This window comes from Leisingera sp. CC-HEC096 (assembly GCF_059429235.1).
Genome location: NZ_JCAIJS010000001.1, coordinates 2,813,415 through 2,833,885 on the forward strand (window position 1 = coordinate 2,813,415; position 20,471 = coordinate 2,833,885).

Here is a 20,471-nt window from a genome sequence, read left to right on the forward strand (position 1 = left end):
CGCCATCCCGGTCCAAATAGGATCCAATATTGGATCGCCGGGCACGCCGGCAGACCGGGGAGAGTTTGGATGACGTTTGCGCATTGGGCCGCCGCCCTTGAGGAACATTGGGGGATAAAGGCGGAGCTGAGCCGTCTCGATGGGGAGTATGACCTGAACTTCCTGGCCAAGGGCGCCGACGGTCAAGGCTATATCCTCAAGGCCATGCGCCCCGGCTGCGATACCTGGCTGGTCGACATGCAGGTAAAGGCGTTTGAGCACATCGCCGCGCGTCAGCCGGATCTGCCGTGCCCGCGGGTGATCGCCTCTGCTGACGGGCAGTCTCTGCTGACACTCCCCGATGAAGATGGCCAGGACCGTCTGGTCTGGCTGCTGAACCAGCTGCCCGGTCGCTGCTACGCCAAGGCTGAGCCGAAAAGCGACGCACTGATCCATGAGGTTGGACAGGTTCTGGGCGGGTCGGCCAAGGCACTGGCGGATTTCCGGCACGAAGGCCTGGAGCGCGATTTCAAATGGGACCTGATGCGCGCGGGCTGGATCGAAGACCAGCTTTCTTGCATCACCGATCCGGCACGCCGTGCAATTCTTGCAGCGATTTGCGCAGATTTCGCCAAGTTAGAGCCTGTTCTGGGGGCACTGCCCAAGCAGGCAATCCACAATGACGCCAATGATTACAACATCATGGTGGCGGGTGAACTGTGCGAGCCGCGCAGGGTGTCGGGCCTCATTGACCTAGGTGATATGTGCGCCGCACCGCGGGTTTGCGATCTGGCGATTGCAGCGGCCTATATCGTTCTGGACCATCCGGCGCCGGAGGCTGCGCTTGCGGCGTTGGTGGCGGGCTATCACGAGGCCTATCCGCTGACGCCCGCCGAGGTGGACATGGTCTGGCCGCTGCTGCGAGCGCGGCTGGCAGTCAGCGTGGTGAACTCCACCCTGATGGCGGCGGAGAACCCTGATGATCCCTATGTCACCATCTCACAAGCACCGGCCTGGCGGTTCCTGGAAGGCAACATGCTGCACTGCGGATTGCTGGCGGCCCGGTTGCGCGCCGCCTGCGGCCTGCCGGTGGTGGACGGCGCCGAGCGGGTGATGGTCTGGCTCGAGCAGGAACGCGGCAATTTCGCCCCGCTGATGGGGCAGGACCTGTCGAACGCACCGATGGGGTCGCTGTCGGTCGAGGACTCCACATGGCCGCAAAACCCGTTCCACATGCCGCCGGAGGAGGCCGCCAAGGTCGGCGAGGAGTTCGAGGACAATGGCCGGATCTGGCTGGGTTATTACCACGAGCCGCGGCTGATCTATACGGACGCTGCGTTCAGCAAAGGACCGTGGAAAGCCAGCAACCGCCGCACCGTGCATCTGGCCGTCGACGCCTTTGCCCCGGCGGGCACTCCGATGTTTGCCCCCTTGCGCGGTGAGGTCTTTGCCGCCGAATACCGCGACGGTCATCTGGACTATGGCGGCGTGATCATCCTGCGGCATGAGACACCGGAGGGTGATCCGTTCTTTACGCTCTATGGCCATCTGGACCCGGAGTTCCTCGACCGGCTGAAGCCCGGCGAAACAGTAGAGAAAGGTCAGGAATTTTGCCGCTTGGGCGATCCCGGCCAAAACGGCGGCTGGGCGCCGCATGTCCATTTCCAGCTGGCACTGACCACCGAGGGGATCGAGGCTGACTGGCCCGGCGTTGGCGATCCCGATGAGATGTACCTGTGGCGCGCGCTCTGCCCGAACCCTGCGGCGCTGCTGAACCTGCCGGATGAAAAGCTCTTCTATCGCCCAACCAGCAAGGACGACGTGCTGGCCAGCCGCCGTGCGCATTTTGGCGGCAATCTCAGCCTGACCTATAAAGACCCGGTGATGCTGCTGCGCGGCTGGAAGCACCACCTATTCGACGAATGGGGCCGACCCTATCTGGACGCCTACAACAACGTCCCCCACGTCGGTCACGCCCACCCGCGCATTCAGGCGGTGGCGGCGGATCAGCTCAAACGGATGAACTCAAACACTCGTTACTTGCACCCGGCACAGATCGCGTTTGCGGATAAAGTGCTGTCAAAGCTGCCTGACCATTTCGAGGTCTGCTTCTTCGTGAACTCCGGCACTGAGGCCAATGAGCTGGCCCTGCGCCTGGCCCGTGCCCACACCGGCGCCAAAGGTATGGTGACACCCGATCATGGCTACCATGGCAATACCACCGGTGCGATTGATATCTCTGCCTACAAATTCAACAAGCCCGGCGGTGTCGGGCAGGCGGACTGGGTGGAACTGGTGGAAGTCGCCGATGACTACCGCGGCTCATACCGGCGCGGCGACCCGGACCGGGCACAGAAGTTTGCAGACCTCGTCGACCCGGCAATTGCCCGACTGCAGGAGAAGGACCACGGCGTTGCCGGGTTCATTGCCGAAACCTTCCCGTCTGTAGGAGGCCAGATCATCCCGCCCAAGGGGTACCTGCCTGCGGTCTATGAGAAGATTCGCGCCGCTGGAGGTGTCTGCATCGCTGATGAAGTGCAGACCGGACTCGGCCGCCTGGGCGACTACTACTTCGGCTTTGAACATCAGGGCGCGGTGCCGGACATCGTGGTGATGGGCAAACCCATCGGCAACGGCCACCCGCTGGGCGTGCTGGTGACGACCAAGGCAATTGCGGAAAGTTTCGACAACGGGATCGAATTTTTTTCAACCTTTGGCGGCTCGACCCTCTCCTGCCGAATCGGCAAAGAGGTGCTGGATATCGTCGATGACGAACAGCTTCAGGAAAATGCCCGCGTTGTCGGCGCTCAGCTGTTCAGCGGGCTGAAGACGCTGGAGGAGAAACACGCCTGCATCGGCGATGTGCGCGGTATGGGCCTGTTCCTAGGGGTGGAGTTGATCAATCCGGATGGCTCCGAAGCCACGGAGATCTGTTCCTACGTCAAGAACCGGATGCGCGATCACCGGATCCTGATCGGCAGCGAAGGCCCCAAGGACAACATCCTGAAAATCCGTCCGCCCCTGACGATAGAGCCGGAGGATGCAGACATGATCACCATTGTTCTGGACAGCATCCTGCGCGAGGTGGCGGCGGTCTGACCGCTCCCGCAGCGGCCTTCAGGCAACAAAAAAGGCGGTGGAGAACCACCGCCTTTTCCGTAACCGTGTATCGAAATTAGTTCGATGCAACAGCTGCGCCAACCAGGACCAGCAGCAGCAGCGGCAGCAGGATGCCGCTGGAAGAGCCCTGTGCTTCTTCAACGATGACCGGCGGTTCAACAACCGGCTCGGACAGGTTGCCCGCGGTAGCGGTCGAAGCAGCAGCGGTCAGCGCAGCAGCGATAACGAGTTTTTTCATGTTAACCTCCAGAATTTGCACGGAACAAATTTAGAATCCGTGCACCCAAGACATACCTCGTATTTTTTTCTAACCAGCAAAATCGCGCGATTGCAATTGCTTGTTATAGTTAACAGGCTAGGGCCCGCTCCCGTGGCGTCAAATTAGCAACACCTGTGTGCCCACTTTGGCCAGACTGAACAACTCGGCGATGTGTTCGTTGTATAGCCCGATGCAGCCATTGGAAGATTTGCGCCCGATTTTGCGCGTGTCGTGGGTTCCGTGGATCCGGTAATACTTCCAGCTGAGGTACAGCGCATGTGTGCCCAGCGGGTTGTCCGGACCCGGCGGGACATATGCAGGCCATTCCGGATTGCGTTTGCGCATGTTCGGCGTCGGCGACCAGCTGGGCCCTTCAACCTTGCGCACCACCCTGGTGCGGCCGCGGCGTGTCAGATCGTCTGACAGCGGCACCGATGAAGGAAACAGCTTATAGGTGGCTCCATCCGCGGACCAGTAGTGCAGCGCCCGGCTGTCGATATCGACAAGAATCGCGCCGTTGCGCAAATTGTCGAAATACGGCGACCACGTCTTGGCCCGGAAAGCGGAAATATTGCGCTGAACCGGCGGCTCCGGCTCTGGCGGCGGCCGCAGCGGATCGTACGCCTGCTGAGTATCTCCGGTGTCTTCTTGCGCTAGGGCGGTAGAGGAAATCAGGGCAGCACTGCCGGCAAGAAAGTTCCGTCTGCTGATGTTATTAAATGGGATTCGTGACATGACTCATTCCAACTTGCGCAATCAGGATCCTGGGTTGCGGCAGTTTATGGCCGGAAAGCCGCAGTCGCAAACCAATCCGTCGCTGAAGTCCGCATATTTCTGCCGCTCCGTTTGCACCCGGGCCACAGGAAGGATAAGTGCAAGGGCAACTGACGGAGCATGAGAGAAATATGAAGCGTGTTTTTCTGCTTTTGGCTGCTGCCATTCTAACCGCAGCGGCGGCCTGTACGCCCGCAACGGACTCCGGCAACGGCTACCGCATCCGCAATGCGGACAAGGTCCAGATCCGGATGCTCGATTCCGTCAATGCGCTGCGTCAGGCCGCGGGTGCACAACCGGTGCAACTGAACGCCGAACTGACCGCCGCGGCGGCGACCCATTCGCGTGATATGTCGGTTCAGAACCGACCCTGGCATTTCGGCTCCGACGGCTCGTCGCCGCTCGACCGGGTCACGCGGGCGGGATACACCGGTAAACTGCTGGGCGAGAATATCTCGGAAACTTATGAAAATGAGCAGCAGACCCTGACCGCCTGGCTGGAACGGCCTGCAACCCGCGCGGTGATCCTGGACCCGAAGGCCGCGAATATGGGCTTTTCCTGGTTTCAAGAACCGAACGGAAAAATCTGGTGGACGCTGGTAATGGGCAGCTGAGCCGGCGCGCCGTGCGTCAGCACGGCGCAATGCCCAAGGCTGCCAAGAGGTGCCGGCCCCGCCGGTGCATCTGCAGGCGCGGGAGAACTTCCAGCTGCCCGCGGTTCAGGGCCTCAAGGCAATAGTGGTGCCGTCCTGCACCATGGCATAGATCTCTTCGATCTCTTCATTCGACACTGCGATACAGCCCGCGGTCCAATCGCTGACCCGCGCCGCGCGCTTGCGCTCCTTGCGGTCTTTCGGCTGTCCATGGATGAATATCTCGCCGCCGGGGCGCTTGCCCGCAGCCGCCGCGTTGGCTTGGTCCCGTGTGTTCGGATAGGAAATCCCCACCGACAGGTGGTACCGGCTGTTGGGATTCCGCCGGTCGATAACATAGGTGCCTTCCGGGGTTTTCCCGTCACCTTCGAACTGCTTATGCCCCAGCGGAGCAAAGCCCAGATCGACGTCGTATTCCCGCAGAACCTCTTCGTTGTGCAGCAGGTACATTTTGCGCGCACCTTTGTTGATCACAACGGAAGTTACCGGTGGGCCTTGGTAGAACTGAAACCTGCTAACCTCACTGCCAGACCTGCTGCAGCCCGCCAGTGCAAGGCTTGCGGCAGCACCGAACCCGAATGCCCTTCTGTCCATCGTTAAGCCTGTTTTTCTTGTTTGCCTCTTACCAGCCAATACCGCGAAACCGGCTTTAAGGAAATTCACATTTTCCTGTCTTGCTCTGAGAGGCCTGAAATTTTCTGCTCTATTGCCTCCAGGCGGCTTAGAACTTCATCCCGGTAGGCATCGGTGCGTTCGCCTTCCTCCTCGTGGTGCGCATCTTGCATCGAGTTCACGATCAGGCCGACCAGCAGGTTCACCACCGCAAATGTGGTGACCATGATGAAGGGCACGAAGAAGGCCCAGGCATAGGGATGCATTTCCATCACAGGCCTTACGATCCCCATCGACCAGCTTTCCAGCGTCATGATCTGGAACAGCGAATAAGCGCTGAGGCCCAGGTCGCCGAACCATTCCGGAAAATCCTGGCCGAACAGCTTGGTAGAGATCACCGCGCCGATGTAGAAGATGATCGCCATGAGCAGAAATACCGAGCCCATGCCGGGCAGCGCGGTGATGAATCCCTCAACCACCCGGCGCAGCCGCGGTGCGACCGAGATCACCCGCAGTACCCGCAGGATGCGCAGCGCCCGCAGAACCGAAAGCCCTTGGGCACCCGGTGCCAGCGCGATGCCGACAATCACAAAGTCGAACACGCTCCAGCCGCTCAGGAAAAACCGCAGCCGTCTCACAAATAGCTTGGCCAGGATCTCCACCACGAAGATCGACAGGCAGATATTGTCGATCAGATGGATCAGCCCGCCGGCCCTGGCCATGACTGTTGGCGACGTCTCCAGCCCCAGAGTCACTGCGTTGACCAGGATGACAGCGATGATGAACCGGCCGAATAGGTCACTGTCCAGAATCGCTGCCAGGCGTTGGGTTGGTGTCATCGCTCGGGTATCCGTCATTTCAGTCTTTCAGTGTGAACTGCGCAACCAGTTCGGTATGGGCCGACCAGCGGAACTGGTCAACGGCCTGGACCCAGTCGAGGCTATAGCCTGCTGAAACCAGAATCTTTGCATCGCGGGCAAAGCTCACAGGGTTGCAGGAAACATAGGCGATCACCAGCGTGCGGGCCTTGGCCAGCTGCGCAACCTGCGCTTCGGCACCGGCCCGGGGCGGGTCAATCACCGCCGCATCGAAAGCGGCCCCGAAGGGGTTCAAGTCCTCCGGCAGCAGCGGGTTGCGGAACAGGTCGCGGGTTTCAGTGGTGACCTTCTTCAGCCCCTTGGCCTTGCGCCAGCCGGCATCCAGTGCCGCCACCATTTCGCGCTCGCCCTCCACCGCGTGCACCTCGGCAGCCTGCGCCAAAGGCAGCGCAAAGGTGCCGCAGCCGGCAAACAGATCGACGATCCGCTTGGCGCCTTTGGTGATCTCCAGCACACCGGCCAGGAGGGCAGCCTCGCCCTCCCGCGTGGCCTGCAGAAAGGCACCCGGCGGCGGGCAGACCAGGGCCGGGCCGAAGGGTTGAACCGGCGGCTGCTCCATCGCCACCGGCTCATCGTCCCAGGTCAGCCGGGCAATCCGGTGCTTCTCGGCCAGCTGCGCCAGCTCGATCCGCAACGGGCCGTCCAGCGGCTTGCCGTTCTTGACCAGCATGTCGAGGCCGACTTCCGACGTGGTGACCGTCACCGCCAACGGCGTTTTACGGCTGGCCCCGGCTAGGGCCAGAGCCTCGGCCACGGGAATTGCCGCCATCAAGGCGGGTTCCAGCAGCTGACAATCGGGAATTTCCGTGATTACCTCCGACGCCTGCCCGTGAAACCCGGCCATCGCACCTTTCTTGGTGCGCCGCACTGCCAGCGTTGCGCGGCGACGGGACTTCGGTGGCGAAGTGTGGATGGGCCGGAATTCCGTCTCCAGCCCCTGCGCACTCAGGGCATTGCGCACCACATCCGTTTTCCAATCCGCCACAAAGCTGTCGCTGGCGTGCTGCAGCTGGCAGCCGCCGCAGGACTTGTAGTGGCGGCAGGGCGGCTGCACCCGGTGTTCCGAAGGCGTCTCGATACGGATGCTGGTCAGACGGTTGCCCTCGGCAATACCGCTGACAATCTCGCCCGGCAGGGTGCGCGGGGCAAACAGGGGACCATCGGCCACGCCATCGCCTTGATGGCCCAGCCGGCTGATCGTTGCTGTGGTTCTGGCTGCGTCAGTCATGGCGGCTCAATAGCGCGGCGCAGGGACCAGCAAAAGCAAAATGCGCCAACCGGGTTACTCAGCGGCCGCCTGTTCCTCATCTGTGCAGATGAAACCGCCCGACTGCCGCGCCCAGAACTGGGCGTAGAGCCCGCCCTTGGCCAGCAATTCGTCATGGCCGCCGCTCTCGGCAATGCGGCCTTTCTCCATCACGATGATCCGGTCCATTTCGCTGAGCGTCGACAAACGGTGAGCGATCGCCAGTACCGTTTTGCCTTCCATCACCCGGTGCAGAGCCGCCTGGATCGCGGCCTCAACCTCAGAATCCAGTGCCGAGGTGGCCTCATCCAGAACCAGAATGGGCGCATCCTTCAAAATGGCGCGCGCCAGCGCAATCCGCTGCCGCTGCCCGCCGGACAGTTTCACACCCCGCTCGCCAAGATAGGCGTCATAGCCAGTGCGGCCCTGGCCATCCTCCAGCTCGGTGATGAATTCATGCGCCTCGGCCTTCTGTGCCGCCGCGATCAGCTCTTCCTCAGTGGCATCCGGCCGCCCATAGAGAATGTTCTCCCGCGCCGAGCGGTTGAACATGGCGGTTTCCTGGGTGACCATGCCGATCTGGCTGCGCAGTGAGTTCTGGGACACCTTGGCAATATCCTGACCGTCAATCAGAATCTGGCCATTCTCCCCGTCATAAAGCCTGAGCAGCAGCGACACGAGCGTCGACTTCCCCGCCCCTGAGGCCCCGACGATGCCCAGCTTTTCACCTGGGTGAATGGTCAGGTCGATCCCCTGCACCCCGCCGACATCACGGCCATAGGCAAACTCCACCTGGTCAAAGACGATCTCTCCTTCGCTGACCTGCAGCGGTTTAGCATCGGGCTTGTCCTCAACCCGGTCGCGGACCGACAGAGTCTTCATGCCGTTCTCGATCTCGCCCACGTTGGAGTAGATCGCCATCAGCGTAAAGCTGACCCATCCGGTCATCTGGGCGATACGGATCGAGACCGCGCCCGCCGCCACGATGTCGCCTTCGGTCGCCGTGCCCGACTGCCACAGAAACAGCGTCGCGCCGATCAGCAGCACCGGCAGGACGCCTGCGAGGCACATGAGGCAGAAGCGGAAACTCGCGGAGAGGTAGCCGAAATGCAGCGACTTGTCGCGGAATCGCACCATGGCGTCCTGAGCGGTGCGTTCCTCGTGGTCGGCATGGGCAAACAGCTTGACCGTCTTGATGTTGGTGATCGAGTCGACAACCTGCCCGGTCACCATCGCCCGCGCCCCGGCCCGTGCGCCGGACCGTTTACGGATGCGCGGCAGAAACCAGCGGATCAGCGCGAAATAGGCGATCAGCCACACCAGAAACACACCGGTAATGCGCCAGTCAATAGACCCTAACAAGGCCAAAGAGCCGGCAAGAGACGCTAGAGCAAAGGCCACAACATTGATCATCTCAGTGGTCACGGAGGTGACGGCGGTTGCCGTCTGCATCTGTTTCTGAGCGATCCGGCCAGCAAAATCATCGTCGAAGAACCGCACCGACTGACCCAGAGTCCAGCGGTTCAGCCGCGACAGCACCAGCGGGTTCACATTGGGCTGCACCACAATGGCGTTGGAGGCCGCGGACAGGCCGAACAGCACCGGGCGCACGAACAGAAAGAAGCCCAGCGCCAAGGTGATCACCGCCACATTGCCGGCCGAGAAGAACTGCTCCGGCCCGCTGGCGATGGCGGTGTCAATGACCATTCCCAGGATAAATGCGGTGCCCGCTTCCATTCCGCCGGCCAGTGCCGAAAAGGCCGCCGCCAGCAGCAGCATCGGCCAGGCACCAGCCAGGCACCAGCGCAGGAAGGCCCCCAGACGCTGCGGCGGCGGACCCTCTGCCGGGCGGAAGGCGTCGATCAGGTTGCCGATGTTCATTCTGCTGCCTCGATGTTCAGGAAGCCGCCGGACTGGCGTGCCCAAAGCTGCGCATAAAGCCCCTGCGCCTTCAATAGCGCCTCATGCGAGCCTTCTTCAACTATACGGCCCTGATCCATCACCAGGATACGGTCCATCTGCGCGATAGTGGACAGCCGGTGTGCAATGGCGATTACCGTCTTGCCCTGCATCATGCCATAGAGGGTTTCCTGAATCGCCGCCTCGACTTCAGAGTCCAGCGCCGAGGTGGCCTCGTCCAGCACCAGGATCGGCGCATCCTTTAGGATCACCCGAGCCAGGGTCACACGCTGGCGCTGCCCGCCAGACAGTTTCACCCCGCGCTCCCCCACATGGGCGTCATACCCCTTGCGCCCCTGCGGGTCCTCCAGATCCAGAATGAACTCATGCGCCTGTGCCTGATTGGCGGCGGCAATCATCTGCTCCTCTGTTGCATCCGGACGTCCGTACAGCAGGTTATCCCGCACCGAGCGGTGCATCAGCGCGCTGTCCTGCTGGACCATGCCGATACGGCTGCGCAGGCTGTCCTGTGTTACCGCCCGGATGTCCTGGCCGTCGATCAGAATCTGGCCGCTTTCGGCGTCGTAGAACCGCAAGAGCAGCTTCACCAAGGTCGACTTGCCAGCGCCAGAGCGTCCGATCAGGCCGATCTTCTCCCCCGGCTGGATGGTCAGGCTGATCCGGTCGAGTCCGCCTGCCTCGCGCCCGTAGTGATGCGAGAGGTTGCGCAGCTCGATCTCGCCCTTGGTGAGCCGCAGCGGCTCCGCATTGGCGGCATCCACCAGGTCGATGGGCTGGGCAATAGTCTCCATCCCCTCGGCCACAACCCCCAATTGGCGGAAGAAGGAGGTCAGCGCCCACATGATCCAGCCGGTCATCGCGTTGAGCCGCAGGGTTAGCGCCGTGGCGGCCGCCACCAGACCCACCGAAGCCGTGCCCTGCATCCACAGCATCACCGCCCAGCCGACCACACCGACGATCAGCAGACCGTTCAGCGTAACCAGCGTGGCATCCATGATGGTGAAGATGCGCATCTCCGTCTGGAATGTCTTGCGGGTGTTCTCGATCGCATCGCGGGCATAGGTCAGCTCCCGGTCGTGATGGGCAAACATCTTGACCGAGTGGATGTTGGAATAGCTGTCGACAACCCGTCCCGTCACAGTGGAGCGCGCGTCGGACGACGCCTGGCTGGCCGGGCCGACCCGCTTGACCGTCCACATCACCAGAAGCGCGTAGAGGACAAACCAGACTGCCAGAGGCAGCATCAGACGCACATCGGCAACCCACAGCAGCACTGCCGCACCCACCAGGTAGGCCAGCGAGAAGGTGATGGCGTCAAACACCTGAAAGACCACCTCGCCCGCAGCGGGCGGGGTTTGCATGATCCTGTTGGCAATCCGGCCGGCAAAATCGTTCTCGAACCATCCCACCGACTGGCGCAGCACGTGCTTGTGCGCCCGCCAGCGGATCAGGGTGCCATAGTTCGGCAGGATGGCATTGTTCAGCAGCGCAACGTCCAGAAGCTGGATCACCGGACGCAGCAGCAGGATGAACAGGGCCACCAGGATCAGCTCGGTGCCATGCGCCTCCCAGACCTCGGACGGGGTGCCCGACATCAGGTCGACGATGCGGCCCATGTAGTAAATCAGCCCAACTTCAATCCCGGCGACCACGACCGACATCAGCGCAGTCAGAATGAAGACGCTTTTGAACGGTTTGGAATAGTCGCGCAGGAACGGCCACAGCCGCGTCGGAGGCGTGTTGGTTTCCGGGTAGGCGCAATAAGGGTCAATGAGGTTTTCAAAAAAGCGAAACATGCGGGTGCTCCAGGCATTTGAGCAAATCGGAATACAGATGAAGACAGCGGGCAGCCCAAGGCTCCCACGTCAAACGGGGCAAGGTCTCAGGCGTTAGAGAAACCAGATCCCGTAATACATCAGCATTCCTCCGTCATGTGGTGGCTGCCCCATGGGTACGCAAGATTTGCCGTTTTGTCACCCCCAAAGGTTGTGACGCTGCTGCCACCTCTTGTCAGCGGAAAGTGCTCAGCAGCTCTTCGCGGCTGAGCGTGAACCCGGACGCGATCCAGTCCGCTTCCAGTTTTTTTACCGCCGCGCCCAGCGCCGGCCCTTGCAGATCCGGCAACAGATCGCGGGCTTTCACCGGGAAAACCGCTTCCGCGCCCAGCGCGATTTCAGTCTCTAAATCAGTGCGAAACGGCTGTTCCAGCAGCGCAGCGCGCAACAGCAGTGCATCCAGCGCTTTCTCCGTACCGAGCCGGTATCCCAGCTCCCCTGCCCCCGCTGTACCAGTCGCGGCGTTCCGGATTGCGTTCAGATGTGAGGCCTTAGCCTTGCTCAGCCGCAGGGCCTCCTGCAGACCATCACCGCCCAGCGCGGCGAGACGCCGGATGCCGTACGCCGGACGCCCCGCCTCCAGATGAATCAGCGGTGCCAGGGCGCGGTCATCGGCGCCAGGCAAAATTTGAGCCAAGACGCCGACCTGCCGCATTGCTGCGACAGACGGCGCAGGATTGGGGGCGGTCAGAAGCTTCAACAGCTCTGCCCCGACGCGTTCCTTGGAGAGTGATGCCAGACCGTCCAGGTTGGCCGCAATCGCCGCCAGCGCATCCGGATCGAATCCCTCTGAGTGGTCGCCATACCAGGCGTGAAAGCGGAAATAGCGTAAGCTGCGCAGGTAATCTTCGCGGATGCGGTTTTCCGCGGTGCCGATGAACCGTACCCGGCGCTTGGTCAGATCCGCCAGGCCGCCCAGCGGATCGACCACTTCCCCGTCCGGGCGCGCATATATCGCGTTCATGGTGAAATCACGGCGACGGGCGTCCTCAGTGATTTCGGTTGAAAACGCGACCACAGCCCGGCGGCCGTCGGTCTCGACATCCTTGCGGAAGGTGGTGATCTCATGCGGGATGCCGTCTTTGACCAGCGTCACAGTGCCGTGGTCGATCCCGGTCGGCACCGCCTTGATGCCGGCGCGGGCGGCGAGCTCCATCACTTGCTCCGGCCGCGCATCGGTGGCGATATCCATATCGGAGACAGGCTCGCACAGCAGTGAATTGCGCACGCATCCGCCGACAAACAGCACCTGCGCACCATCCGCCGTGACAGCCTCGCACACCGCCTGAGTTGCCTTGTTCTTCAGCCAGGGCTGGTCAATCCGCATCAGCTTTCCATCCGTGCCGCAAAACCGCGCAACATCCGCGCGGTGGCGCCCCAAATGTAATAGGGCCCATAGGGTACGGTATAATAGCGTCGGCGGGTCCCGCGCCAACGGCGCGATTCGATGATGTAGTTTTCCGTATTCAGAACGTGTCTTAGCGGCACGGAAAAGACTTCGGCCACTTCCCCTGCTTCCGGGCGCGCAGCGAACTCTTCCCGGATCAGCGCAACCACCGGGGTCACGGAGAACCCAGTCACTGTCTCATGCTCCGGAAGGCAGCCGAGGATCTCAGGCAGATCTTGCGGCAGGCCGATTTCCTCCCAGGCCTCGCGCAGCGCTGCGGCGCAAGCGTCCTTGTCGCCCTCATCCACCTTGCCGCCGGGAAAGGCGATCTGGCCTGGATGGTGTTTGAGCGCCGAGGACCGTTTGGTCAGGATCAGCCGGGGCGCGCCGGAGGCGATGGAGACCGGCACCAGCACCCCGGCATCCCGCAGCTTGCGCCCCTCCGGCAGCACCGTGCCAGGATTGAGGTCAAAATCGGAAGAACCGCCGCCCTGAAGCTTCAGCGCGGCAGTGATGGTTCCGATGAGATCCTGCGCGGCCTCACTCACTGGGCGGGTTTTCCGCATCAAACCCCAGCGACGCTGGGTCCAGATCATAGTGCGCGCCGCAGAACTGGCAGTCCGCGGTCACCCGGCCCTCATCCGTGGTCATCTTCTCGATGTCCTTGGCGGAGTAGATCGACAGGCTTTGGCGCACGCGGTCTTCCGAGCAGGTGCAGCCGAAACGCACCGGCTGGAAGTCATAGACCCGCGGTTGTTCCTCGTGAAACAATCGGACCAGCAGATCGGTGGGCGTGACCGACGGGCCGATCAGTTCCAGGTCTTCCACCGTATTCAGCAGCATGGTGACCCGGTTCCAGTTCTCTTCCTCGTCCCCGGTCACCAGATCGGAAGCCTGCAGAACGTCACCCGTTCCTTCGCCCTGGGCCGCGAAGGGCGACGCCTTGGGCATGCTCTGCAGCATCACGCCGCCTGCGCGCCAGTGCTCGGGCACGCCAGGTTCGGCCGATTTGCCAAAGCTCAGCTTGAACATGGTCGGCAGCTGTTCCGATTGGGCAAAGTAGGCTTCGGCGCAGGCGCTCAGCGAGCCTTGGGCCAGCGGGGTGATGCCCTGGTAGGGCTGGGTGCCATTGCCCTGGTCTATCAGGATCGCAAAATACCCTTCGCCCACCTGTTCGAACGGGTCGCCATCGGTCAGCCGGTCTCGGTCAAAGCTGGCATAGGCACGGATCTGGCCGATTTCACCCTCTTTCTGGGGCGCATAGTAATCTGTGGCAATCATCCGCACCGCGCCTTTGGACTGCACCTGAAGCGAGAGTTTCCAGCGCAGCGAGATGGTCTGGCCGATCAGCGCCGTCAGCAGCGCCATCTCGGCGACCAGCGCCTCAACCACTGGCGGATAGTCATGCTGTTTCAGAATACCATCCAGCACGCCGTCCAGCCGCGCCACGCGGCCGCGCATGTCGGATGCATCAAGCTGGAAGGGCAGGACGGTGTCGTCCCACGCGATTTTCGAACCAATGGTCATGGGGTTTCCTTATGCGCCGGGGATTGGCATACCGGGGCTATATAGGAGAATTGATACTGGAGTGAAGGGGCCGGCCCGTGATCAGACGTTTTGGCGACACCCCGCAAAAGGGCCAGCGCTACCGGATTCGGCCTGGAGCTTATGCGCTCCTGCCGCGCGACGGTAAGCTGCTGATCACTTGCCAGTATGACCCGCACCCCGATTTGCAGCTGCCGGGCGGCGGTATCGACCCTGGCGAATCGCCGATCCCTGCGCTGCACCGCGAGGTTTATGAAGAAACCGGCTGGAAGATCTCTGCACCGCGGAAGGTGGGGGTGTTCCGGCGTTTTGCCTATATGCCGGAATACGACCTGTGGGCCGAGAAGCTGTGCCATATTTACATGGCCCGTCCGCTGCGCCGCCTCGGTCCGCCGTTGGAGAAGGGGCATGAAGCGCTGTGGATTGACCCGCAAGAGGCTGCCATTCGGCTTGGCAACGCCGGCGACCGCCATTTTGCCACCCAGTTGGCCGCACGCCTGTGAAATATGTCCAAACCTATCGCCCAAATGCACAAAATCCCAGCCGCGGCCGGGACATCTTTGGACAGCCGCTGAGTCAGGTTCAGGGGCCCTGGTATTCGAACAACGTGGCTGAGACGTCATCCTCCAGCCCGTGTTCCTTGCTCATGACCTGGGTCAGGTGCCAATAAAGGTCGTCCAGGAATTCCTTGCCGCTCTGGTCAGAGCCGCATTTCTCCACAAGCTCAAGCAGGCCCTCCGGTTCCAGCATGGAACCGTCTTCCAGCCGAGCCTCGGTGAAACCGTCGGAGAAAAGCAGCAGGCGGTCGCCGCGTTCCATTGTGAATTCTTCCTGGCTGTAGCCGATGTCCGGCACCAGACCCACCGGCACGCCGCCTTTGCCGATAAATTCCATCTCGCCGCTCTTGCGCAGCAGCAACGGATGCGGGTGGCCGGCCTGCACCATTTTGATGACACCGCTGCGCAGATCGGCAATGCAATAGGCCATGGTGAAGTATTCTTCGATACCGGTATCGGCGATCAGACGAGCATTCAGCAGGCTGGCAACCTCTTCCGGCTGGCGCAGTGCATAAAAACGGTTGAACCGCTTCTCCATCCCGACATTCTGGTCGAAGTAGTTGGAAGACAGATAGCCGCCGAGCCGCGCCGTCATCATCGCGGAGGTGATGCCGTGGCCGGAAACGTCGATGGAGTAGAATCCGATACGGTTAACGCCCGGAGAGAACATGCCAACCAGGTCCCCGCCGATGTGCCCGCAGGGTTTCAGCAGCAGGCTGACAGTAGAGGAGCCAAAGGTCTTAGACAGCTCCGGCACCAGCGATTCCTGGATTTTGCGGGCCTGGATCAGGTCCTTGTCGATCGCATCATACACCCGCTGCAGCTCACCCAGGGTTTCAGAGACGATCCGGTTCTTCTCTGACAGCTCCCGCTGCATCCGCAGGATCCGCTCGCCCGCGGAAATGCGCGCACGCAGTTCGTCAGAGCTCACCGGTTTGGTCAGGAAGTCATCGGCGCCGGCGTCAAGCCCCTCGGCAACTTCGTTCTTTTCGCTCTTGGAAGTCAGCAGAATGAAATAGGCGTAATCCTCGCTGGAGCGGGCCCGGAATGCGCGGCAGAACTCCAGCCCGTTCATGCCCGGCATCATCCAGTCGCTAAGGATCAGATCCGGCGTTTCCGCCTGGCAGATCTCCATCGCTGCCTCGCCGCTCTCGGCTTCGACGACCTCAAACCCCCATTTCTTGAGTGAGGCCACAAGGATGCGTCTCTGCAGGCGGCTGTCATCGACAACCAGCACACGGCGTATTGATCCGGCCACTGTGTGGTCCTCGTTGTCCATCGAACTTTCTGGCAGCACCGAAGGCACCTCACAAATGGCATAATCAGACAGTCTTGTGATACTATCGGTCCAGAAATTTAACAGGCGGTGAAACCTAAAATTTGAGCTTCCCCCTTTATTTCACTATATCTTTACTGCAAGCAACTTAAGAAATCGCGCATGGCGACTGATCGTAGGGACAAGACACATGATTGACTGGCCGCGCGTGACCGAGCTGCGCGAAGAAGTGGGTGCAGAGGATTTCGAGGAAGTTGTTGAAATCTTTCTTGAAGAAGTCGAAGAAGTTATTGGAAAACTGCGAGGCGGCGACCGCAAGCAGCTTGAACAGGACCTGCATTTCCTGAAAGGCAGCGCGCTGAACCTTGGCTTTGCGGATTTTTCTGCGCTTTGCCTGGACGGTGAGAGAAAATCCGCACAGGGTGGCGCGGAAGGTGTCGACATCCCCGCCATCATTGCCGAATTTCAGGCTTCCAAGTCCGCCTTCCTGACAGGCATGTCGGAAAAATTCTGATCCCTGCGACGGACCTCAGATCACGAACTGCGCAAGCGTTTCGTCCCGGGTGATGTCTGTATAAGTCATCCCAGCCGCATCCAGCCTCGCAAACAGCTGCTCAAAATTTTCCGGCCGCTTGGTTTCAATCCCGATCAGGACAGAGCCGAAGTTGCGGGCCGATTTTTTCATGTACTCGAAACGGGCGATGTCGTCCTCAGGACCCAGGATGCCCAAAAATTCCTTCAACGCGCCGGGCCGCTGCGGCAGCCGCAGGATGAAGTATTTCTTCACCCCGGAATAGCGCTGCGCCCGCTCCTTGACCTCGGGCAGCCGTTCGAAATCGAAGTTCCCGCCGGAGGTCACGCAAACCACGGTCTTGCCGCGAATCCAGGAGCGCACATCCTGCAGCGCCTCGACCGACAGCGCGCCGGCCGGCTCCAGCACGATGCCCTCGACGTTCAGCATCTCGATAATGGTGGCGCAGATCCGGTCCTCGGAAATTGCAAGCACATCCGGCAGCGGCACGTCCTTCAGAATGTCAAACGGCAGGTCGCCGATCCGCCCCACCGCGGCGCCATCAACAAAGGTATCAACGGTGTCCAGCGGCACCGGCTTGCCGGCTGCCAGCGCTGCGCGCAGGCAAGCACCGCCCTCCGGCTCCACGAACAGGCTGTGCACCTCTTCCCCGAACCAGGAGGAGACGCCTGCCGACATGCCCCCGCCGCCCACCGGCAACAGGACGTGGTCCGGCAGCTTGCCCAGTTGTTCCTCGATCTCCACGGCGATGGAGGCCTGGCCTTCGATCACATCGGCATCGTCGAAAGGCGACAGGAAATACCCGCCTTCCTGCGCGCACCACTCCTGCGCGGCGGCCAGGCAGATGTCGAAATAGTCGCCGACCAGGTGAATCTCGATATTGTCGCCGCCGAACATCCGGGTCTTCTGGATCTTCTGTTGCGGCGTGGTGACGGGCATGAAGATCACGCCGCGCTTGCCCATGTGGCGGCACATGAAGGCGACGCCCTGGGCATGGTTCCCGGCCGAGGCGCAAACGAACAGCTCCTGATCCGGCTGCTTGCGCATCGCGTTCAGCGCGCCGCGGATCTTGTAGGAACGGACCGGGCTCAGGTCCTCGCGCTTGAGGTAGATGTCGGCGCCGAAACGTTCGGAAAGATGCACGTTGCGCTGCAGCGGCGTCGCGGGGAACACATCGCGCATCGCCTGTTCGGCGGCGCGGGCCTGGGTCTTGAAATCGCTCATGTATCCTTCAGTGGCGCAAGCCCGCCTCCAAGGCAAGAGGCGGGAGACAAGCATACATAAGAATACCGGTGATCAGAACGGGCGTCCTTCGACGTAATGGCCGTAAAGCGTGGTCATGATGCTGACGTTCAGAAGGCTCAGCATGACCGCAAATCCCAATTGCAGTGCGAGCGAGACGGCCGGGATTCCGGAAACTGCCGACAGCGTCAGCTCCACCGCGAGCTGTGCAAGAAACACACACACACCAAGCAGAAACAGCGCCGGAACCGCGCCCTTGGTAGCCTCCAATGCGTCACTCAGGCCGAATGGCCTGCCAACTGCCGCAGCAGGGAGAATGACCAGAAGCCGCGACAGAAACAGGGCGATGCCGACAAAGAGCACAATCAGGATGGCAGCCCCGAATAACCCCGCGGCCTTAACAAACGCGCTGCCGATGAAGGCAACCACCAGCAGAGCAATCACCGAAACGATGACCAGCTGGACCGCTCGCAGAAAGTAGATGAGGATATTGGAGGTGTGGAGCCGGGGAATCCAGCCTTCAGGCATCTCTTCCAGAAGCACATACCGGTGCCAGGCGACAACACCCCAGATGCTGATCAGCATGACGACGATCCAGACCGCCGCCATTTGCAGCAGCAAGCCGGAAGGCACACTGCCCAGCGCCACATTGACGGCTTGCCCCTGCGGTGCCAGCCCCGACTGTATGGCGGCATAGACCACGGCAAACACCACTGCGAACACGAGCAGCGTTGGGACCAGGAATATCTGGATTGCAGCCTGGAAATTCCGCAGCACCATGCTCACGGAATGCGAGAAAATCGACCAGCCCTTCATTGAGGTATTCTCCAAAAGATCTTTCCGTTTTGCTGCGCACGTTAAGCGTGTCCTGCTGATTAGAAAACCCCGGAAATCCTTGCCCTTCCGGGCAAAACCCGCTACGCCCCACACGTTCTGACCTGAGAGGGAATTCCATGTCCGCGCCCAAGAAAGTTGTGCTCGCCTATTCCGGCGGCCTCGACACCTCAATCATCCTGAAATGGCTGCAGACCGAATACGGCTGCGAAGTTGTCACCTTCACCGCCGATCTCGGCCAGGGTGAAGAGCTGGAGCCCGCCCGCAAGAAAGCGGAAATGCTGGGCATCAAGCCGGAAAACATCTTCATAGAGGATGTGCGCGAGGAATTTGTCCGCGACTTCGTGTTCCCGATGTTCCGCGCCAATGCGGTTTACGAGGGCCTCTACCTGCTGGGCACCTCCATCGCCCGCCCGCTGATCTCCAAACGCCTGGTGGAGATTGCTGAGGCGACCGGCGCCGACGCCGTGGCCCACGGCGCCACCGGTAAGGGCAACGACCAGGTCCGCTTCGAACTGGCCGCCTACGCTCTGAATCCCGACATCAAGGTGATCGCGCCCTGGCGCGAGTGGGACCTGACGTCCCGCACCAAACTGCTGGAATTCGCCGAAGCGCACCAGATCCCCGTTGCCAAGGACAAGCGCGGCGAGGCCCCCTTCTCGGTCGATGCAAACCTCCTGCACACCTCCTCCGAGGGCAAAGTACTGGAAGACCCGGCGCAGGAAGCGCCCGATTACGTCTACCAGCGCACCGTGCACCCGGAAGAAGCACCCGACACCCCCGAATACATCGAGATCGGGTTTGAGAAGGGCGACGCGGTCAGCATCAACGGCGAAGCGATGAGCCCGGCCACCATCCTGACCGAACTCAATGAATACGGCCGCAAGCATGGCATCGGCCGCCTCGACCTGGTCGAAGGCCGGTTCGTCGGCATGAAGTCCCGCGGCATCTACGAGACCCCGGGCGGCACCATCCTGCTGGAAGCCCACCGCGGTATCGAATCCATCACCATGGACCGCGGTGCAATGCACCTGAAGGACCAGCTGATGCCGCAGTACGCAGAGCTGATCTACAACGGCTTCTGGTACAGCCCCGAGCGCGAAATGCTGCAGGCCGCCATCGACAAGAGCCAGGAGTTCGTCTCCGGCACCGTGCGCGTGAAGCTTTACAAGGGCCTGGCCTCCACCGTTGGCCGCTGGTCGGACAACTCGCTCTACTCCGAAGCGCATGTGACCTTTGAAGAAGACGCCGGCGCCTACGACCAGAAGGACGCCGCAGGCTTCATCCAGCTGAACGCACTGCGCCTCAAGCTGCTGGCCGCACGCGAGCGCCGGATCAAGAAGTGAGTGACCGAGACGGCATAGACGGCGATTTCGAGGACGATTTCGCGGAAGAGCTGGACATGTTCGTCGAGGCTCAGGACACCGTCTGGGCGGCTGTCCTGAGCGAACTCTCTGCAGGGCACAAGACGAGCCACTGGATGTGGTTCGTCTTTCCCCAGCTGGCCGAGCTTGGCCGTTCCCACATGGCGCAGCTTTACGGGATCGAGGACCTGTCGGAGGCCACCGCCTATCTGAACCACGAGAAACTGCGCGCCCGCTTGGTGAAGGTCAGCCAGCTGATGCTGTCCCATAGGGACAAGGCGCCTGAGCAGATCCTCGGCGGCATTGATGCCAAGAAACTGCGCTCCTCAATGACACTGTTTGCCGCTGTGCCCGGCGCGCCTGCAGAGTTTCAGCAGGTGCTTGATACCTTCTATGATGGCCAGCCCTGCCCTCTCACCCAGCACGCGCTTGCCGGCGGGTAATCCGCCCGCTTCCCC

The 20,471-nt window shown here is 61.5% G+C and carries 19 protein-coding genes; 6 read left to right on the top strand and 13 right to left on the bottom strand.

Annotated elements, in window-relative coordinates:
* Positions 1-69: 69 nt before the first annotated feature.
* The gene (locus tag AC5STI_RS13480) at positions 70-3,078 is read left to right on the top strand and encodes an aminotransferase class III-fold pyridoxal phosphate-dependent enzyme (RefSeq protein WP_495447027.1); all 3,009 of its coding nucleotides are present in this window, start codon (positions 70-72) and stop codon (positions 3,076-3,078) included.
* Between the two features lie 76 nt (positions 3,079-3,154).
* On the opposite strand, the gene AC5STI_RS13485 is transcribed toward AC5STI_RS13480, so the two are convergent.
* Both AC5STI_RS13485 and AC5STI_RS13490 read right to left on the bottom strand, forming a co-directional pair.
* Positions 3,155-3,337 (bottom strand): hypothetical protein, encoded by a 183-nt coding sequence (locus tag AC5STI_RS13485; RefSeq protein ID WP_024092111.1) that lies wholly within the window; start codon positions 3,335-3,337, stop codon positions 3,155-3,157.
* A 138-nt stretch (positions 3,338-3,475) separates the two neighbouring features.
* Positions 3,476-4,093, bottom strand: a complete 618-nt coding sequence (locus AC5STI_RS13490; protein ID WP_495447028.1) for a L,D-transpeptidase — start codon at positions 4,091-4,093, stop codon at positions 3,476-3,478.
* Positions 4,094-4,263: 170 nt separating this feature from the next.
* Here AC5STI_RS13490 and dalA point away from each other — a divergent pair, with 170 nt between their 5' ends.
* The gene (gene dalA / locus AC5STI_RS13495; protein ID WP_495447029.1) at positions 4,264-4,746 is read left to right on the top strand and encodes a divisome-associated lipoprotein DalA; all 483 of its coding nucleotides are present in this window, start codon (positions 4,264-4,266) and stop codon (positions 4,744-4,746) included.
* A gap of 105 nt (positions 4,747-4,851) precedes the next feature.
* Here the strand turns inward: dalA and AC5STI_RS13500 are convergent, their stop codons facing one another.
* The 8 genes from AC5STI_RS13500 to hslO all read right to left on the bottom strand — a co-directional run bounded on the left by AC5STI_RS13500 (position 4,852) and on the right by hslO (position 14,190).
* Positions 4,852-5,379, bottom strand: a complete 528-nt coding sequence (locus AC5STI_RS13500; protein WP_495447030.1) for a L,D-transpeptidase family protein — start codon at positions 5,377-5,379, stop codon at positions 4,852-4,854.
* 65 nt (positions 5,380-5,444) lie between these two features.
* Positions 5,445-6,236: an ion transporter gene (locus tag AC5STI_RS13505; RefSeq protein ID WP_495447031.1), complete on the bottom strand. Its 792-nt coding sequence runs from the start codon at positions 6,234-6,236 to the stop codon at positions 5,445-5,447.
* A gap of 19 nt (positions 6,237-6,255) precedes the next feature.
* A complete protein-coding gene (locus AC5STI_RS13510; RefSeq protein ID WP_495447032.1) occupies positions 6,256-7,503 on the bottom strand; it encodes a class I SAM-dependent RNA methyltransferase in 1,248 nt (415 codons plus the stop codon).
* A 54-nt stretch (positions 7,504-7,557) separates the two neighbouring features.
* Positions 7,558-9,402: an ABC transporter ATP-binding protein gene (locus AC5STI_RS13515; protein ID WP_495447033.1), complete on the bottom strand. Its 1,845-nt coding sequence runs from the start codon at positions 9,400-9,402 to the stop codon at positions 7,558-7,560.
* On the bottom strand, positions 9,399-11,237 hold the full coding sequence (locus tag AC5STI_RS13520; protein WP_495447034.1) for an ABC transporter ATP-binding protein: 1,839 nt from the start codon (positions 11,235-11,237) through the stop codon (positions 9,399-9,401). The genes AC5STI_RS13515 and AC5STI_RS13520 overlap by 4 nt, the downstream gene beginning before the upstream one ends.
* Positions 11,238-11,451: 214 nt before the next feature.
* Entirely contained in the window at positions 11,452-12,603 is a 1,152-nt protein-coding gene (locus AC5STI_RS13525; protein ID WP_495447035.1) for a CCA tRNA nucleotidyltransferase, read from the bottom strand.
* A complete protein-coding gene (locus tag AC5STI_RS13530; RefSeq protein ID WP_495447036.1) occupies positions 12,603-13,229 on the bottom strand; it encodes a CoA pyrophosphatase in 627 nt (208 codons plus the stop codon). The genes AC5STI_RS13525 and AC5STI_RS13530 overlap by 1 nt, the downstream gene beginning before the upstream one ends.
* Positions 13,204-14,190: an Hsp33 family molecular chaperone HslO gene (gene hslO, locus AC5STI_RS13535; protein ID WP_475048467.1), complete on the bottom strand. Its 987-nt coding sequence runs from the start codon at positions 14,188-14,190 to the stop codon at positions 13,204-13,206. The genes AC5STI_RS13530 and hslO overlap by 26 nt, the downstream gene beginning before the upstream one ends.
* A 77-nt stretch (positions 14,191-14,267) precedes the next feature.
* On the opposite strand from hslO, the gene AC5STI_RS13540 reads away from it, so the two are divergent.
* A complete protein-coding gene (locus AC5STI_RS13540) occupies positions 14,268-14,711 on the top strand; it encodes an NUDIX hydrolase (RefSeq protein ID WP_495447037.1) in 444 nt (147 codons plus the stop codon).
* A gap of 79 nt (positions 14,712-14,790) precedes the next feature.
* Here AC5STI_RS13540 and AC5STI_RS13545 read toward each other — a convergent pair whose 3' ends face one another.
* The gene (locus AC5STI_RS13545; RefSeq protein ID WP_475053049.1) at positions 14,791-16,044 is read right to left on the bottom strand and encodes a PP2C family protein-serine/threonine phosphatase; all 1,254 of its coding nucleotides are present in this window, start codon (positions 16,042-16,044) and stop codon (positions 14,791-14,793) included.
* A 187-nt stretch (positions 16,045-16,231) separates the two neighbouring features.
* Between AC5STI_RS13545 and AC5STI_RS13550 the strand changes: the two genes are divergently transcribed.
* Complete coding sequence (locus AC5STI_RS13550; protein ID WP_475048469.1) at positions 16,232-16,555, top strand: Hpt domain-containing protein; 324 nt, start codon at positions 16,232-16,234, stop codon at positions 16,553-16,555.
* A gap of 15 nt (positions 16,556-16,570) precedes the next feature.
* Here the strand turns inward: AC5STI_RS13550 and ilvA are convergent, their stop codons facing one another.
* Both ilvA and AC5STI_RS13560 read right to left on the bottom strand, forming a co-directional pair.
* Entirely contained in the window at positions 16,571-17,797 is a 1,227-nt protein-coding gene (gene ilvA, locus AC5STI_RS13555; RefSeq protein ID WP_495447038.1) for a threonine ammonia-lyase IlvA, read from the bottom strand.
* 72 nt (positions 17,798-17,869) lie between these two features.
* Positions 17,870-18,745 (bottom strand): hypothetical protein, encoded by an 876-nt coding sequence (locus AC5STI_RS13560; protein WP_495447039.1) that lies wholly within the window; start codon positions 18,743-18,745, stop codon positions 17,870-17,872.
* Between the two features lie 23 nt (positions 18,746-18,768).
* Here AC5STI_RS13560 and AC5STI_RS13565 point away from each other — a divergent pair, with 23 nt between their 5' ends.
* Together AC5STI_RS13565 and AC5STI_RS13570 are read left to right on the top strand one after the other, a co-directional pair.
* Positions 18,769-19,995 (top strand): argininosuccinate synthase, encoded by a 1,227-nt coding sequence (locus tag AC5STI_RS13565; protein WP_008553676.1) that lies wholly within the window; start codon positions 18,769-18,771, stop codon positions 19,993-19,995.
* A complete protein-coding gene (locus AC5STI_RS13570) occupies positions 19,992-20,456 on the top strand; it encodes a DUF1810 domain-containing protein (protein WP_495447040.1) in 465 nt (154 codons plus the stop codon). Before AC5STI_RS13565 ends, AC5STI_RS13570 begins: the two co-directional genes overlap by 4 nt.
* Positions 20,457-20,471: the final 15 nt, after the last annotated feature.

Coding starts and splice junctions, on each gene's coding strand:
- AC5STI_RS13480 (WP_495447027.1), top strand. CDS start 70: ATGACGTTTGCGCATTGGGCCGCCGCCCTTGAGGAACATTGGGGGATA.
- AC5STI_RS13485 (WP_024092111.1), bottom strand. CDS start 3,337: ATGAAAAAACTCGTTATCGCTGCTGCGCTGACCGCTGCTGCTTCGACC.
- AC5STI_RS13490 (WP_495447028.1), bottom strand. CDS start 4,093: ATGTCACGAATCCCATTTAATAACATCAGCAGACGGAACTTTCTTGCC.
- dalA (WP_495447029.1), top strand. CDS start 4,264: ATGAAGCGTGTTTTTCTGCTTTTGGCTGCTGCCATTCTAACCGCAGCG.
- AC5STI_RS13500 (WP_495447030.1), bottom strand. CDS start 5,379: ATGGACAGAAGGGCATTCGGGTTCGGTGCTGCCGCAAGCCTTGCACTG.
- AC5STI_RS13505 (WP_495447031.1), bottom strand. CDS start 6,236: ATGACACCAACCCAACGCCTGGCAGCGATTCTGGACAGTGACCTATTC.
- AC5STI_RS13510 (WP_495447032.1), bottom strand. CDS start 7,503: ATGACTGACGCAGCCAGAACCACAGCAACGATCAGCCGGCTGGGCCAT.
- AC5STI_RS13515 (WP_495447033.1), bottom strand. CDS start 9,402: ATGAACATCGGCAACCTGATCGACGCCTTCCGCCCGGCAGAGGGTCCG.
- AC5STI_RS13520 (WP_495447034.1), bottom strand. CDS start 11,237: ATGTTTCGCTTTTTTGAAAACCTCATTGACCCTTATTGCGCCTACCCG.
- AC5STI_RS13525 (WP_495447035.1), bottom strand. CDS start 12,603: ATGCGGATTGACCAGCCCTGGCTGAAGAACAAGGCAACTCAGGCGGTG.
- AC5STI_RS13530 (WP_495447036.1), bottom strand. CDS start 13,229: ATGCGGAAAACCCGCCCAGTGAGTGAGGCCGCGCAGGATCTCATCGGA.
- hslO (WP_475048467.1), bottom strand. CDS start 14,190: ATGACCATTGGTTCGAAAATCGCGTGGGACGACACCGTCCTGCCCTTC.
- AC5STI_RS13545 (WP_475053049.1), bottom strand. CDS start 16,044: ATGGACAACGAGGACCACACAGTGGCCGGATCAATACGCCGTGTGCTG.
- AC5STI_RS13550 (WP_475048469.1), top strand. CDS start 16,232: ATGATTGACTGGCCGCGCGTGACCGAGCTGCGCGAAGAAGTGGGTGCA.
- ilvA (WP_495447038.1), bottom strand. CDS start 17,797: ATGAGCGATTTCAAGACCCAGGCCCGCGCCGCCGAACAGGCGATGCGC.
- AC5STI_RS13565 (WP_008553676.1), top strand. CDS start 18,769: ATGTCCGCGCCCAAGAAAGTTGTGCTCGCCTATTCCGGCGGCCTCGAC.